The sequence below is a fragment of the Nocardia sp. CC213A genome, assembly GCF_030766805.1.
Taxonomy (GTDB): Bacteria; Actinomycetota; Actinomycetes; order Mycobacteriales; family Mycobacteriaceae; genus Nocardia; species Nocardia otitidiscaviarum.
Genome location: NZ_JASFXA010000019.1, coordinates 104,378 through 118,703, shown reverse-complemented (window position 1 = coordinate 118,703; position 14,326 = coordinate 104,378). Strand labels below are relative to the sequence as shown.

The 14,326-nt window shown below is 69.5% G+C and carries 10 protein-coding genes; 6 read left to right on the top strand and 4 right to left on the bottom strand.

Annotation, left to right across the window (positions count from 1 at the left end; translation table 11 throughout):
* Nucleotides 1–159: 159 nt before the first annotated feature.
* Nucleotides 160–540, top strand: a complete 381-nt coding sequence (locus QJS31_RS29020) for an RNHCP domain-containing protein (protein ID WP_306358199.1) — start codon at nucleotides 160–162, stop codon at nucleotides 538–540.
* Nucleotides 540–950: an RNHCP domain-containing protein gene (locus tag QJS31_RS29015; protein WP_306358198.1), complete on the top strand. Its 411-nt coding sequence runs from the start codon at nucleotides 540–542 to the stop codon at nucleotides 948–950. The genes QJS31_RS29020 and QJS31_RS29015 overlap by 1 nt, the downstream gene beginning before the upstream one ends.
* A 100-nt stretch (nucleotides 951–1,050) precedes the next feature.
* On the opposite strand, the gene QJS31_RS29010 is transcribed toward QJS31_RS29015, so the two are convergent.
* On the bottom strand, nucleotides 1,051–1,335 hold the full coding sequence (locus QJS31_RS29010) for a hypothetical protein (RefSeq protein ID WP_039818931.1): 285 nt from the start codon (nucleotides 1,333–1,335) through the stop codon (nucleotides 1,051–1,053).
* A gap of 358 nt (nucleotides 1,336–1,693) precedes the next feature.
* Here QJS31_RS29010 and QJS31_RS29005 point away from each other — a divergent pair, with 358 nt between their 5' ends.
* From QJS31_RS29005 to QJS31_RS28995, 3 genes are read left to right on the top strand one after another with little or no spacing between them, the layout of a single operon-like run.
* Complete coding sequence (locus QJS31_RS29005) at nucleotides 1,694–2,323, top strand: GNAT family N-acetyltransferase (protein WP_306358197.1); 630 nt, start codon at nucleotides 1,694–1,696, stop codon at nucleotides 2,321–2,323.
* Between the two features lie 55 nt (nucleotides 2,324–2,378).
* A complete protein-coding gene (locus tag QJS31_RS29000) occupies nucleotides 2,379–8,720 on the top strand; it encodes an SDR family NAD(P)-dependent oxidoreductase (RefSeq protein ID WP_306358196.1) in 6,342 nt (2,113 codons plus the stop codon).
* Nucleotides 8,717–10,084, top strand: a complete 1,368-nt coding sequence (locus tag QJS31_RS28995) for an aminotransferase class I/II-fold pyridoxal phosphate-dependent enzyme (RefSeq protein ID WP_306358195.1) — start codon at nucleotides 8,717–8,719, stop codon at nucleotides 10,082–10,084. The genes QJS31_RS29000 and QJS31_RS28995 overlap by 4 nt, the downstream gene beginning before the upstream one ends.
* 6 nt (nucleotides 10,085–10,090) lie before the next feature.
* Here the strand turns inward: QJS31_RS28995 and QJS31_RS28990 are convergent, their stop codons facing one another.
* The gene (locus tag QJS31_RS28990; protein WP_306358194.1) at nucleotides 10,091–11,080 is read right to left on the bottom strand and encodes a polysaccharide deacetylase family protein; all 990 of its coding nucleotides are present in this window, start codon (nucleotides 11,078–11,080) and stop codon (nucleotides 10,091–10,093) included.
* A gap of 106 nt (nucleotides 11,081–11,186) precedes the next feature.
* Here QJS31_RS28990 and QJS31_RS28985 point away from each other — a divergent pair, with 106 nt between their 5' ends.
* Nucleotides 11,187–12,794, top strand: coding sequence for a putative glycoside hydrolase (locus tag QJS31_RS28985; RefSeq protein ID WP_306358193.1), 1,608 nt, complete (start codon nucleotides 11,187–11,189; stop codon nucleotides 12,792–12,794).
* 22 nt (nucleotides 12,795–12,816) lie between these two features.
* Here the strand turns inward: QJS31_RS28985 and QJS31_RS28980 are convergent, their stop codons facing one another.
* Nucleotides 12,817–13,671: a 3-hydroxyacyl-CoA dehydrogenase gene (locus QJS31_RS28980; protein WP_306358192.1), complete on the bottom strand. Its 855-nt coding sequence runs from the start codon at nucleotides 13,669–13,671 to the stop codon at nucleotides 12,817–12,819.
* A complete protein-coding gene (locus tag QJS31_RS28975; protein WP_282776769.1) occupies nucleotides 13,671–14,321 on the bottom strand; it encodes a TetR/AcrR family transcriptional regulator in 651 nt (216 codons plus the stop codon). The genes QJS31_RS28980 and QJS31_RS28975 overlap by 1 nt, the downstream gene beginning before the upstream one ends.
* Nucleotides 14,322–14,326 lie beyond the last annotated feature (5 nt).

Genomic DNA, 14,326 nt, shown 5'->3' with positions numbered 1-14,326 from the left:
TTATGAGCCAGCCCGCGCCGAGAGCGCCTCATGGTGTGGCCTCGGCCCGAGATATGGCCGCCCACAACCGGATACGTCCGTAACGACCTGCGTCACCGAGGCGCACTCGGCCTACTCCTGCTGTCTGCACATCAGCTCTCGGCTTAGGAGTGATCCGGGTTGTCCGACACTTTCTCCACCCAGCACGATCCCGGTCCGACCCTGCGGACCGGAACCTTTCCCTGCCTGCGCTGCGGTCTGACCGTGGCCGTCCTCGCGCCCGACGGCAGTCGGCGCAATCACTGTCCCAGCTGCCTGCACTCCCGGCACATCGTCGACCACGTCGACGGCGGTGTCTCGGACTGCCGGGCGCGCATGGCTCCGCTGTCGATCGCGGTGTCGCGCACCGGTGAGTGGGGCATCGTGCACCGCTGCACGCGGTGCCACGAGTTGGCGCTGCATGCGGTGTGCGGCGACGACAATCAGCTGATCCTCATGCGATTGGCCGTGCGTCCGCTCGCCGAACCGCCGTTCCCGCTCGAAGTGTTCGGCGATCTGTGATGCCGCGCCGGATCAAGGCGGCATCGCGGCGCGAACAGCGTGGGAAAACCGTCCCGCACGGCCGCGCGAGCACATCCGGCGACGCCTTCCGGTGTGTGGGCTGCCGGCTCGACGTGCCGGTCGCCGCGCCGGGCACCGCGCATCGCAACCATTGCCCGCACTGCCTGGCCAGTCGCCATGTGGATCGAGTTCCGGGTGACCGGTCCGCGACCTGCCGCGGGCGAATGCGGGCAGTGAGCATGTGGGTGCGCGATGACGGCGAATGGTCGCTGGTACACCAGTGTCTGGCCTGCGGAGTGCTGAAGGTGAACCGGGTAGCCGGGGACGACAACGCCCTCGCGCTCATGCGGATCGCCCTGCGCCCGCTGGCCGATCCGCTCATCGCACGGCGCGTCCTGCGGGCGCTGTAGCGGGGCCTCCGTTCGGCCGCGGCGCAACCGTCGCGGCCGAACGGTGACGCGGCGATGCGGGTTTCGCGGATCGGGACGGCGCGGATCGGCCGGTCCCGGTTCAGTAGCCCGTGCCGCCCGCGCAGAAGGGCTGGCAGGCTTCGGGGTGCGGGGGCAGGGTCGGTGGCCCCGCACCGAATTCCGCATTGCTCACCAGCACCATCAGCAGTACCGCGAGGGCGATCACGGCGGCGCAGGCGACAGCGATGATCGCCCAGTCGAGCTGCTGGTAGGTGACGATGGTGGCGGGCGAATCCTCGGGATTCTGGTATTGCGTTACCTCTGGCGGGCTGGACAGCTGGTCGATGACGCCGCTTCCCCAGCCGTATGCCGATGTGGGTGGCACGGAGCTTGTCCCCATTTCCGAACGAGCATTGTCGTGTTCAGGGCCGGGACCAGGCTACACGCTTATAGCGGCTATGCATAACGGTTCGAAGAATGAGAAGTATGTCCGGAATTCAACCGTCTGGGTCAATTGCGAAGTCCCGCAGGGGCATTGTCAGAGCGGGCCACTCTAGAACATGTTCCTTCGCGATGCAATCCAGCGGTGAATTGTTCTATGCCACAACGGTTACCGGTGGCGAGATCAGTGAACGCGTGTAACCTACTGGCAAGTAGCATCCTCGGCTACCGTCCAGTAGGGCAGGCAGGGACAGTTCGGCATCGGGGGTCGGACTATGGGCACGAAAATGTAAGGGACAGACTTGAATCAGTCGGCCACTCCGACTATTCGCCGGGCCACCGAGGCTGACATCGACGAAATCGTTCGCGTTGTCGCGGCGGCCTTCGCCACCGACGATCCGATCGAGGAGTACGTCTTCCCGGATGCGGCGATCCGCGAACGTCGCACGCCGGGCATGCTGCGGACGATGATCCGGCACCGCTTCCTACCCTGCGACGGCGCGATCGTCGCCACCCTCGACGACCGGGTGGTCGGCGCGATGCTGTGGTACCCCGCCGGATACCGCAAATCACTGTGGCGCGAAATGGTTTCGGGACCACAGCTGCTGTGGGCCATGGGACCGGCCACCGTGCGGGGCATCCACGTCGACGAGGCCATCGCCAGGGTCGCACCCGCCGAACCGCACCACCTGCTGGTCTATCTCGGCATCGATCCGGACATTCAGCGCAGTGGGGTGGGTCGCGCGCTGGTCGACTGGGTCGACGCGCAAGCCGACCGGGAATCCGCGCCGGTGTGCGGGATAACCAAGGACGACAACGTTGCCTACTATCGCCGCTTCGGCTTCGAGTTCGTCACCAAGGCTCGGATCGGAAAGACCGGTCCGGAGCTGAATTTCGTCCTGCGCCCGCCGGTTCCGGTTCACGCGGATTGACGAACAGCGGGGGCTATCAGCAGGTCCATTCTCCAGTTTCGCCGAGGAGCTCGTCGTGTCGGACATCGCCATTGTCGGAATCGGCTGCCGTTATGCCGGTGGCATCGATTCACCGGAATCGTTCTGGGACTTCCTGGTCCGCAAGGGCGACGGGGTGGTCGACATCCCGGAATCACGCTGGGACTATCGCCGCTACTACGACCCGGATAAACGCACCCCGGGTCGAATGTACACCCGGCGCGCCGCGTTCATGACCGGTGACCCCTGGGAATTCGATCCCGACTTCTTCGGCATCTCGCCGCGCGAGGCCGCGGCCATGGATCCACAGCAGCGCCTCGTACTCGAGGTGGCCTGGGAGGCGCTGGACGACGCCGGAATGGCGGGACGCATCACCGGCGCGCCCGTCGGCGTGTACCTCGGCGCGTTCACCCTGGACCAACTCGCGGTGTCCACCACCAACGCCGCGCTGCCGTACGTGGACATGCATACCGCGGTGGGCGCGTCCTACACCATGCTGTCGAACCGCATCGCCTACGCGCTCGACCTGGTCGGCCCGGCACTGACCGTCGACACCGCCTGCTCGTCCTCCCTGGTCGCGCTGCATCTGGCCTGCCAGGCCCTGGACAGCGGCGACTGCACGGTGGCGCTGGCCGGTGGCGTCACCATGCTGCTCGGCCCGGAACCCTTCGTCTCCATGTGCAAGGGCGGGTTCCTCGCCGCCGACGGGCGCAGCAAACCCTTCGACGCCGCCGCCGACGGGTACGGCCGCGGTGAGGGCTCGGGCATGGTGGTGCTCAAGAAACTCGCCGACGCCGAGCGCGACGGCGACCGGGTGTACGCCGTCATCAAGGCCACCGGCTCCAATCAGGACGGCCGCACCACCGCCATCACGGTGCCCAATGCCGATCTCCAGGAGGAACTGGCCAAGACGGTGACCCGGCGGGCCGGTATCGAGCCGCACCAGGTCACCTATGTGGAGGCGCACGGCACCGGCACCCCGGTGGGTGACCCGCTGGAACTGCGGGCCATCGGCAATGCCTACGGGCGGGTACCGGGCCGCACCGCGCCGCTGGGCGTGGGTTCGGTGAAGGCGCAGCTCGGGCACACCGAAGCGGCGTCCGGCATCGCCAGCATCATCAAATCCGCGCTGGCCGTCGCCAACCGCACCATCGCCCCGCAGGGCTGGCTGAACGAGCCGAATCCGGACATCCCGTTCGACGAACTGGGGATCCGGCTCCAGCTGGAAGCCGAGCCGGTCGGTCCGGAGGTCGAGCGGATGACCGTGGCCGTCAACGGCTTCGGCTACGGCGGCACCAACGCGCACGCCATCCTCCAGGAGTACGTGCCCACCGCGGCCACCCCGCGTACCCCGAAACACTTCGGGGTGCTGCCGATCTCATCACGCAACGAGCAGGCCGCCCGCGAACTGGCCGAGGGCTTCGCCCAGCTCATCGCCGAGGGCGCGGACCCGGCCCGGCTGGCCGAGGCGGCCTGGACCCGGCGGCGGCATCACCCCTACCGCACCGCCCTGACCTTCGGCGACGACACCGAATTGGTGCGCGGCCTGGTCGATTTCGCGCACGGCTCCGGCCGCGGCGCGACCAAGACGGTGGCCCGCAAACATCCGGAACCGGTCTTCGTCTGCACCGGCATGGGGCCGCAGTGGTGGGCCATGGGCCGGGAACTGCTCGAGGCCGATGGCGTCTTCGCCGCCGAGGCGAAGCGCATCGACGCGGTGTTCACCGAGATCGCCGGATGGTCGATCGTCGCGGAGCTGCTGCGCCCGGAAGAGGAATCCAAGGTCACCACGACCGCGGTCGCGCAGCCCGCCAACTTCCTGGTGCAGGTCTCGCTGTTCGCCATGCTGGCGGAGCTGGGCGTGCATCCGGCCGCGGTGGTCGGGCACAGCGTCGGTGAGGTGTCGGCCGCCTACGTCACCGGCATGCTGTCACTGCGCGACGCCCTCCTGGTCAGCTACCACCGGGCCCGCTTGCAGGCCACCACCGCGGGATCGGGCGGCATGCTGGCCGTCGGGCTCCCGCTCGCCGCCGCCCGGGAACTCATCGCCGGTGACGAGCTGGTGGATGTGGCCGCCGTCAACAGCCCGAGCGCGGTGACGCTGGCCGGGGCCGCGGCGCGCCTCGACGAGATCGCCGAAACCCTCACCGAGCAGGGCACTTTCGCCAAGCGCCTGCACGTCGAGGTGCCGTATCACAGCTACCTCATGGAGCCGATCCTCGGCGAACTGCGCACGGCCCTGGCCGATCTCACCCTCGCCGAGCCGCGCATTCCGCTCTGGTCGACGGTCACCGGGGAACGGGTCACCGCGGGCGACTGGGATGCCGAGTACTGGTGTGCCAATGTCCGGCAGCCGGTGCGCTTCGCCGATGCCGTCACCGCACTGGTCGGGGCGGGCAGCCGGGTGTTCCTGGAGGTCGGCCCGCATCCGGTGCTGGGCGCGAACATCCGCGAAATCCTGATCGGCGCGGGCGAATCCGGCACCACGGTGCCCACGCTCCATCGCAAGCAGTCCGATGCCGAGAGCATCCGGCAGACCATCGCCGGGCTGTACACGGCCGGGGCCCTCGATATCGACGCGCTCTTCACCGAGACCGTGACCCCGCACGTGGACCTGCCGCGCTACCCGTGGCAGCGGACCCGGTTGCGGAACCTCAATCCCGTCTTCCAGCAGCGCCGCCACGGCACCCCCGACGGCTACCCGATGCTGGGCGATCCGGACCTGGACAACTCCACCACCTCGTGGCGCCTCCAGCTCAGCGTGGGCGCGATGCCGTGGCTGGCCGACCATGTCGTCGGCGAGGCACGCATCCTGCCCGGCGCGGCCTACCTGGACGCCGCGCTGAGCGCGGTCGCGCTGCGCACCGAATCCACCCGGGTGGCGGTGGAGGAGGTGCGCTTCATCGCACCGCTGGTCATCGACGAGGGCGCGGCACCGGTCGTGGAACTGCGGGTGGAGGAGTCCACCGGCCGGTTCACCATTCGTTCCCGGGATATGGCCGGGTCCCTCTGGACCACCCATGCCACCGGGCGGCTGATCCAGGGCGGCGTCTTCGAGTCCACCAAGGTGGAGCTGCCCGACGTCGACGATATGTACGCCTTGGATCCGGCGGCGTTCTACGACGGGCTGGCGGCGCGCGGACTCCGGTACGGTCCGACCTTCCGCCGCGCCACCGCCGTCCGCGTCTCCGGTTCGACCGTGGTCGCCACCCTGGACGGTTCGGTGGCCCGCGACTCCGGCCACCTCGCCCACCCGTGCGTGGTGGACGCCGCGCTGCAGAGCGTGGCGGCGCTGCTGGCGGGCACCGGCGGCGCGGACGACGGCGCCATGGTGCCGGTGGCCGTGGACGGGGTGCGAGCCTTCGAGACCATTCCGGACGAGGTGACGGTGGTGGCCCGGCTCGACACCACCGGCGCTCCCGTCGCCGATATCGATCTGCTGGACGCGGAACAGAATGTGGTCCTGCAGATCGTCGGCATGCGCTTCGGTTCCATCGCACCGGGACGCGGTGCGCTGCAACGGATGACCGACATCTTCTTCGAGGACCGCTGGGAGCTGCGGGATCCGGTGGACCGCGCTGCGCTGCCGTCGCCGGATGGTGCCTTCACGCTCGTCGTCGAGCTCGGCCCCGAGGTGAGTGATCGTGCCACCGCCGTGGCCGCGACCGCGCCGCGCTCCGAACTGTTCGCAACCGGCGATCCGAACCGCGACGACCTGGAAGACGCTGTCCTGGAGCGACTTCGCGCCGCGGTCGCCACCGAGGGCGTGGAACGCCTGCATGTGGCCGTGGTGGCGGGCACCGCGTACGCGGATCTCGACGCCCTGTGGACGCTGCGCCGCCTGGCGGTCACCATCGAGGGCTTCCTCGAGGTGTGGCTGGAACAGCGCGGTGACGAGATGCCCATGACCGGTGACGGTTCCATCCACGTCAGCCTGATCACCGAACGCGCCTACGCCCATCCGGACGAGGACGCCGCGCCGAACCCGTCTCAGGCCGCGCTCGCCGGTGCCCGCCGCGTCCTGCTCAACGAGCAGCCGCGACTGCGCTGGCGGCTGGTGGACGTCGAACCCGAGGTCTCCACCTCCGATCTGGCGGCGGAACTGGCGGTTCCCGGTGCGTTCGGCTACGACAACGCCGACGAGGTGATGCTGCGCAACGGCCTGCGCTGGGTGACGGTCGTGGCCGCCACGCTGCCGGAACGGCTCGACAAGCTGGACGAGGCGGTGCCGCTCACCGATCCGGAGGCGAATTTCAGCCTGGAACTGCCCAAGTCGCGGGTGCTCTCGTGGCTCGGCTGGCGGCGCTGCGGGCGGCGGGAACCCGGACCGGGCGAGGTGGAGGTGCGGATCAGCGCCATCGGCCTCAACTACAAGGATCCGCTCAAGGTGATCGGCGTGCTCACCGAACAGGATATGGCGGAGACCTTCTTCGGCACGCTGCCCGGCATGGAGGGCGACGGCGTGGTGGTGCGGGTCGGATCCGGGGTGGACGATCTGGCCGTCGGCGACGCAGTGACGCTGACCTCCAAGGGCATGATCAGCCGCTATCACACCGCACCCCGCGACCTGATCATCAAGTACGACACCGACGCGGAACCCGGATCATGCACCAGCGGAACGGCTTTCGCCACCGCCGACTACGCGCTGCTGGAACTGGCGCGGGTGCGCGCGGGCGATGTGGTGCTGGTGCACGGCGCGGCGGGCGGCGTCGGCTCGGCGGCCGTGCAGATCGCGAAACTGCACGGCGCGACCGTGATCGGCACCGCGAGCACCGACGAGCGGCGCGCCTACGTACTCGACCAGGGTGCGGATCAGGTGCTGAACTCCCGCTCGCTGAACTTCGCCGACGACGTGCTCGGACTCACCGACGGGCGCGGCGCCGACGTGGTGATCAGCACCGCCCCCGGGGAGATTCTGCGCCGGAACTTCAAGGCGGTGGCCGAATTCGGCCGCATCGTGGAGATCGGCAAGGCCGATATCTACGGCGGCGGCGTGCTCGATATGCGACTGTTCGACAAGAACGTCTCCTATCACTCCTTCGATCTGGACCGCATGCTGGCCAAGCGTCGCGCCGAGACCATGCGCGTGATCGGCCGGGTCAACGAACATCTCGCTGCCCAGCGCTACCGACGGCTGCCGTTCGAGCTGTACGGCACCAATGACGTGACCAAGGCGTTCGAGGATGTGGCCCGCTCCACCCGGCTGGGCCGGATCGCGCTCAGCCTCGACGACCCGGCCCCGCTGGTGCGCCCCGACACCCGCCCGGTGACCGTCGATCCGGCGGCTCGCTACCTCATCACCGGCGGTTTCGGCGCGTTCGGCCTGGCGGTCGGGCGCTGGCTGGTCGGTCGCGGCGCACGCCACCTCACCCTGCTCGGGCGTGGTGGTGCGCGCACCGACGCCAGCCGCGCCCAGCTCGCCGCCTGGCGGGAGCAGGGCGTCGAGATCGTCACCGAGCAGGTGGATGTCACCGACGCCGCGGCGATGGCGGCGGTCCTCGCCCGGGCGCACGACGCCGACCATCCGCTGCGCGGCGTCTTCCACACCGCGGGCGTGGTGGACGACAAGCGCGTCTCGGTCATGGACCGCGACAGCCTGGCCGCGGTGTACCGGCCGAAGATCGAGGGCGTGCACGCACTGCGCCACGGCATCGCCGCCGTCGGGGCGGAACTGGATATGTTCGTGCTGTTCTCCTCGGGCAGCGCCATATTCGCGGGCACCGGGCAGTACTCCTACACGGCCGCGAACATGGCCCTGCAATCGGTCGCGGACGTGGTGGCGCGCGGAGGCGGCGAGGTGCTGGCGGTCGGCTGGGGCCACATGTCCGGCGGCGGCATGGCCGAGGCGGACGAGAACGTGGCGCGCTACCTGCGCACCACCGGTTTCGACGCCATCGATATGGACGAGGGCACCGAATTCCTGGAGAAGGCACTGGAACTCGATATCCACCACCAGGTGGCCATCATTCCGGTGGACTGGCGCACGGTCGGCAACACCGCGCCGATCTTCGGCATGACCGGCCGGGTGGCGGCGCTCATCGCCGCGGCGGCCGAGGACGACTCCGCCGCCTCGCATCTGGTCGCGACGCTGCGCGAACTCGACGAGGCACAGCGCGGGGATGTGGTCGCCCACATGTTGGCCGAGCAGTTGGCCGCGGTCATGGGAGTGGACGCCGACTCGATCGACATCCACATCCCGGTGCCGGAACTCGGCCTCGACTCCCTCATGGCGGTCGAATTCGGCGCACTGGTCGGCAAATCCGTGGGCGTGGACCTCATGTCGCTGAAGGTGGGCCGGTCGTTCACGCTGGCACAGGCCGGCGCGCGGGCCGCGGAGGTACTGGTCGGCGGCGAGCAGGCCGGAAAGGAAGCAGCATGAGCGAATCGGCACGTGAGTTGGCGCGGAAACTACTCGCCGACAAGCGCGTTCACCACGAACCCACCGCCCGGACCGTGACCGCGCGACCGGCGGCCGCCGCACCGGCACGCCCCCCGCGCGGGCCGGGCCGACAGTTCGCCGATCACCCGGAGGTGGCGGCGACCGTGCGGAAGCAGGCGGCCATCAAGGCCATCAGTGCGCAATCGGGCCTGACCAACCCGCTGTTCCTGCCGCGCGAGAGCCCGAACGACACGGTGATCCGGGCGGCGGATCGGGAGTTGGTGAACTTCAGCGCCTACAACTATCTGGGCCTGTCCAGCCATCCGCGGGTGGTGGCGGCGGCCAAGGACGCACTGGACCGCTACGGCGCGTCGGCCTCGGCCAGTCGTATCGTCTCCGGCGAGATCCCGCTCTACGGTGACCTGGAACGACGCCTCGCCGACCTGTACGACCAGGGCGATGCCATGGTCACCACCAGCGGTTACCTCACCAACGCCGGTGTGATCGGCTTCCTGCTGCGCGAGGGCGATGTGGCGATCTGTGACTCGCTCATCCACGGCAGCGTGGTCTCGGGAACGCAGTGGGCCGGATGTCGGCGGGTCAACTTCCGGCACAACGACCCGGATTCGCTGCGCTCGGTGCTCAAGATGTCGCGCGGCGGCTTCGACCGGGCCCTGGTGGTGCTGGAGGGGCACTACAGCATGGACGGCACCATCGGCCGGGTGGCCGAACTGGCGGCCGTCGCGCGGGAATTCGATTGCGCGATCATGGTGGACGAGGCCCATTCGCTCGGCGTGCTCGGTCCGCGCGGGCTCGGCATTCGCGAGCACTACGCCATGGCCGGGGCCGACGTCGACATCTGGATGGGCACCCTCTCCAAGGCGCTGGGCAGCTGCGGTGGGTTCGTGGCCGCCGACGCCGATCTCATCGGGGCCATGAAGGCGAGCGCGCCGGGCGTGGCCATGCTCACCGGCGGTCCCGCGCCGTCCACCATCGCCGCCGCGGCGGCGGGCCTGGACCTGCTCGAGGCGGAACCGGAGCGGGTGCGGCGGCTGTGGAGCAATACCCGGACCTTCAACGACGCGCTCCGCGAGCGCGGCCTGGATCTCGGTGATTCCCAGGGAACTCCGATCGTGCCCGTCATCGTGCCCGGTGAGCTCCGGGCCGGATTCGTCTCCGCCACCCTGCTGGAACGGGGCGTGTACGCCGGAGCCATCTCGGCTCCGGCGGTGCCGGCGGGCAAGGAGCGGCTGCGGTTCTTCATCACCTCCGAACACACCGGCGAACAGCTGCGGTCAACGGCCGACCTGCTCGCCGAGGTGCTCGAGCTGGCGGATCGGATTCCGGAGCTGTCGGCGGTCTGACGGCGATCAGTACGGATTGGCCCGGTCCGCCCAGCGGGCCGCCAGGTCACCGGACAGGTGACGCGGGAAGGAGATCCGCGCCGGATCGCCGTCGGAGGTGTAGCGCTGCTCGGCCAGCCGGTCCAGCCAGTAGGCGGAATCGAACGGCACCGTATCGCGGCCCGACCGGATGCGCGGCACGGCGGCCGGATCGACCGGGCCGTACGGCGACGGCGCGGGGTTGGAGCCCACCAGCATGACGGCCTCGAACGCGTAGGAGGTGCCGTCCCAGCCGCCGGTCGCGGCCAGTGCCCGATCACCGGGAAAGATACCCAGCGGCAGGGCCATGGCACGCACCGGCTGGTCCGGGACCGCCGCCGTGATGGCGCGGACGTTCTCCACCAGCTCCCGCTGCACGCCCGCCGCGTCGAGGCTCGCGAGGTTGGCGTGCGAGGCGGTGTGCGCGCCGATCTCGTAGCCGTGCGCGGCCAGCCAGGGCAGCGCCCGCTCCTCCCCGGCGAAGGGGTCGTTGTTCACGAAGAAGGTGGCGGTGGGGGCGAAATCGGGGTAGCGGAACCGGAATTCCTCCAGGATCCCCACGGCGCTGTCGGGTGTGGGGGCGCCGTCGGCGGTGAAGGCGAGCTGGCTGGTGGTGGAATCGTCGAAGGTGAGCACCACCGGATGGGTGCCCGCGGGGATGTCGATCGTCCCGGAGATGTAGTCGGACACCGTGATCGGGCGGTAGTCCTCCCGGTACAGCCGCTCCAGCTCGGCGCGGAACTCCTCCGGCGTCTGGTCGTATTCGCCCGCGGGCGCGGGCGACAGCTGGTGATACATGAGCACCGGGACGAGTCCGAGCTCGTTCGCGCCGACCGCCGCCGGATCGGGGGCGGCCGTGGTGGTCGGGGCCGCCGTCTCGGGCCGGGGTGTGGGCTCACTGTCCTGCGGCGCCGCGCAGGCGGCGAGGGCGAGGCCCACCGCGGCCAGGCGCGCCAACATCAGCGTCTTTCCGCGCATCTCACCAACTCTAGTGTCAGGCAATCGATTTGGTACCAGAGTTGTGAAGATGGCATGACGGACGGCCTTCCCGGTAGAGACTGGGGAGGCAGTCGAACGAGAGTGGGTGTACGGGTTGTTGAGGCGGATTCCGCGTGCTGGACGGATGCGGGCGGCGGTGGTGGTCGCGATCGCGGTGGTGATGATCGTGGTCATCGCGCTGACGGCGGGGGCGCTGCGCGGTGACCCGGAGGGGATGGCGCTCAACGGACTTCCCGACGGGGTCGTGAACGCCGCCGCGCTGCGGGAGCTGACGCTGGTCGTGGACGCGAGCGGCCACGACGCCGAGGCGGTACGGCTCGAACTCGACGGGAAGGCGGTCACCGGCGAGGTGTCCGGTGACACCGTGGTGTTCCGGCCGGGCGAGCTCGCCGACGGCCCGCACACCCTCACCGCGGAGATTCCGCCGGGCGGACCGTTCGGCGCGCTGCGCACCGGTCCGGGCACGACGGGCACCTTCACCGTCGATGCGCGACCGCCGTCGCTCGAGGTCGCCCAGCCGGAGACGGTCGGGTCCTACCGCGAACCGGTGACCCTGAGCGGCACGGTCTCCGGCGCGGACAGTCTCACCCTGGACGGGCGGCCGGTCGAGGTGGCCGACGACGGCACCTTCGAACTCACGCTGCCCAACGCCCCGGTCGGCGCGGCACTGGTGGCCGCGGACGCGGCGGGCAACGAGACCAGGCAGCCCATCACCACCCGGGTGGAGGTGCCGCGAATTCGCGCGGTGCACGTGACCGCGCACGCCTGGTCGCACGACGGTTTGCGGGAAGCGGTGCTGGATCTGGCGCGCGAGGGCCGGATCGACACCGTGCAGCTCGACATCAAGGACGAGGACGGGGTCGTCGGCTACGACTCCCGGGTGCCGCTGGCCCGCGAGTCGGGTGCGGCGACCACCATCTACGACGCTCCGGCGGCCCTGAAGACGCTGCACGACATGGGGTTGCGGGTGGTCGGCCGGATCGTGGCCTTCCGCGACCCGACCATGGCGGAGTGGGCCTGGCACAGCGGCCGCCGCGACTGGGTGATCCAGAACGGCGGCGGCGCACCGTATTCCAGCCACTACGGGGCCATCGCGTTCACGAACTTCGCCCACCCCGAGATTCGCAGGTACAACATCGATCTGGCGGTGGAGGCCGCGCGGCTCGGCTTCGACGAGGTGATGTACGACTACGTCCGTCGCCCCGACGGGTCGCTGTCCAGCATGGCCTTCCCCGGCCTGACGGAGAACGCCAGCGTCTCCATCGCCGAATTCCTGCGCGAGAGCCGCACTCCGGTGCGCGACGCGGGCGCGTACCAGAGCGCCGCGGTCTTCGGCATCGCCTCCACCCGCCCCGACCAGATCGCCCAGGACATCCGGCTCATGGCGCCGCACGTGGACTACGTCGCGCCCATGCTCTATCCCTCGCACTGGAATCCGGGCGAGTACGGCGTGGCCAATCCCAACGCCCAGCCCTACGACATCATCTTCCGCTCCCTGGAGGACTTCCACCGCCAGGTGGAGGGCACCAATGCCAAGGTGATCCCGTGGCTGCAGGACTTCAGCCTCGGCGTCACCTACGGCGATGCCGAGGTCCGCGCCCAGATCGAGGCCACCGCGGCCCGCGGCATCGACAGCTTCTTCCTGTGGAACGCCGCCTCCCGCTATCACGGCGGCGCGATGGACCCGAGCTGATCGGGTCCGGGCCGAGCGGGCGTCAGTACTTGTAGAAGCCCTCGCCGGTGGCGATGCCGAGCTTGCCCTTGTCGATGTAGTTGTCCTTCAGCCACTTCGCCAGCTGCCGACCGTTCTCGTCGCCATTGGCGAGGATGTTGTAGGGGGTGGTGAGGCCGATGACGTCGAGAATCTGGAAGGGGCCCATGGGGGCGCCGGTGGCGATGCGCCAGGTCTTGTCGACCGCCTCGGGTTCGGCGTATCCGCCTGCGGCGAGGGCCATTCCGGAGTTGAGGAAGGGCACCAGCAGGGAGTTGAGGACGTAACCGGCCTTCTCCTTGTGCAATTCGATCGGGACCATGCCGATGGCCGCGGCGAAGTCGACGACCGCCTGGAAGACCGCCGGATCGGTGTCGGTGGTGCCCATGACCTCGCCGGTGTTGAATTTCCACACCTGGTTGGCGAAGTGCAGGGCGAGGAACTTGTCCGGCCGCCCGGTGAAGTCCTTCATGGCGCTGGGCAGCAGGGTGGAGGAGTTGGTGGCGAAGATGGTGCGTTCCGGCGCGAGCTTGCCCAGTTTCTCGTAGGTCTCCTGTTTGATGGACAGCACCTCCGGCACCGCCTCGATCACCAGGTCGGCGTCGCGCACCGCATCGCCCAGATCCGAGGTGAGCGTGATGGAGTCGGCGGTCTGCTCCGCCTTGCCGTCACCGCCGCCCTGCACATCGGAGCGGTAGATGCCCGCCAGTTTGGCGAACCGCTCGCGCGCCGCGTCCAGCGCCTCACCGTCGATGTCGTAGGCGGTGACGTCGAATCCGCTGAATGCCGTCTGGAAGGCGATCTGCGAACCCAGCACTCCGGTCCCCAGCACGGTGACCTTGCGAATCTCGATGCTCATCATTCTCCTTTCCGCGCCAGGAATCCGGCGACGATCTGTGCGATCTGCCCCCGCAGGTCCGCGGCGGCATCATGGCCCGCATGGGCGCCCGTCGAGGGCTGGGCGAGCGCCAGATGCAGGACGGCGAACACACTGCGTCCGGCCAGCTCGGCCCGCTCGTGCAGGTCCGGCAGCTCGACCCCGCGCGATCGGGCCGATGCCGCGAGTATGTCCGCGATGGTGGATTCGAGCCGCTGCACGAGGGCGAGCCCCTCGGCGCGGTACTGCTCGGTGGGCGGCCCGAACAGCAGTTCCCGCTGATAGGCAATGGTGTTCTCGACCCGGCGGGCGGCGAGGTCGAGCACCGGGCGGACCAGTGCGGTAATCGCCGCCCCGGGATCGGTTCGCTCGCGCGCCACCCGCTCCCCGGCGTCCAGTGCCGCCCGGAACTCCTCGTTGTAGACCATGAGCAGCAGCTCACCCTTGGATGCCGCATACCGGAACAGCGTTCCGGCGGCAATATCCGCGCGATCGGAGATCTGCTGCGTGGTCACCCGCTCGAATCCGTATTCGGCGAAGAGATGCGCGGCCGCCTCGAAGATGCGGCCCTGCTTGTCCAGCATCTTCCGAGCCCGCCGCCCGCCCCGCACGTCCCGAGGCGAATGAACCATGTGCA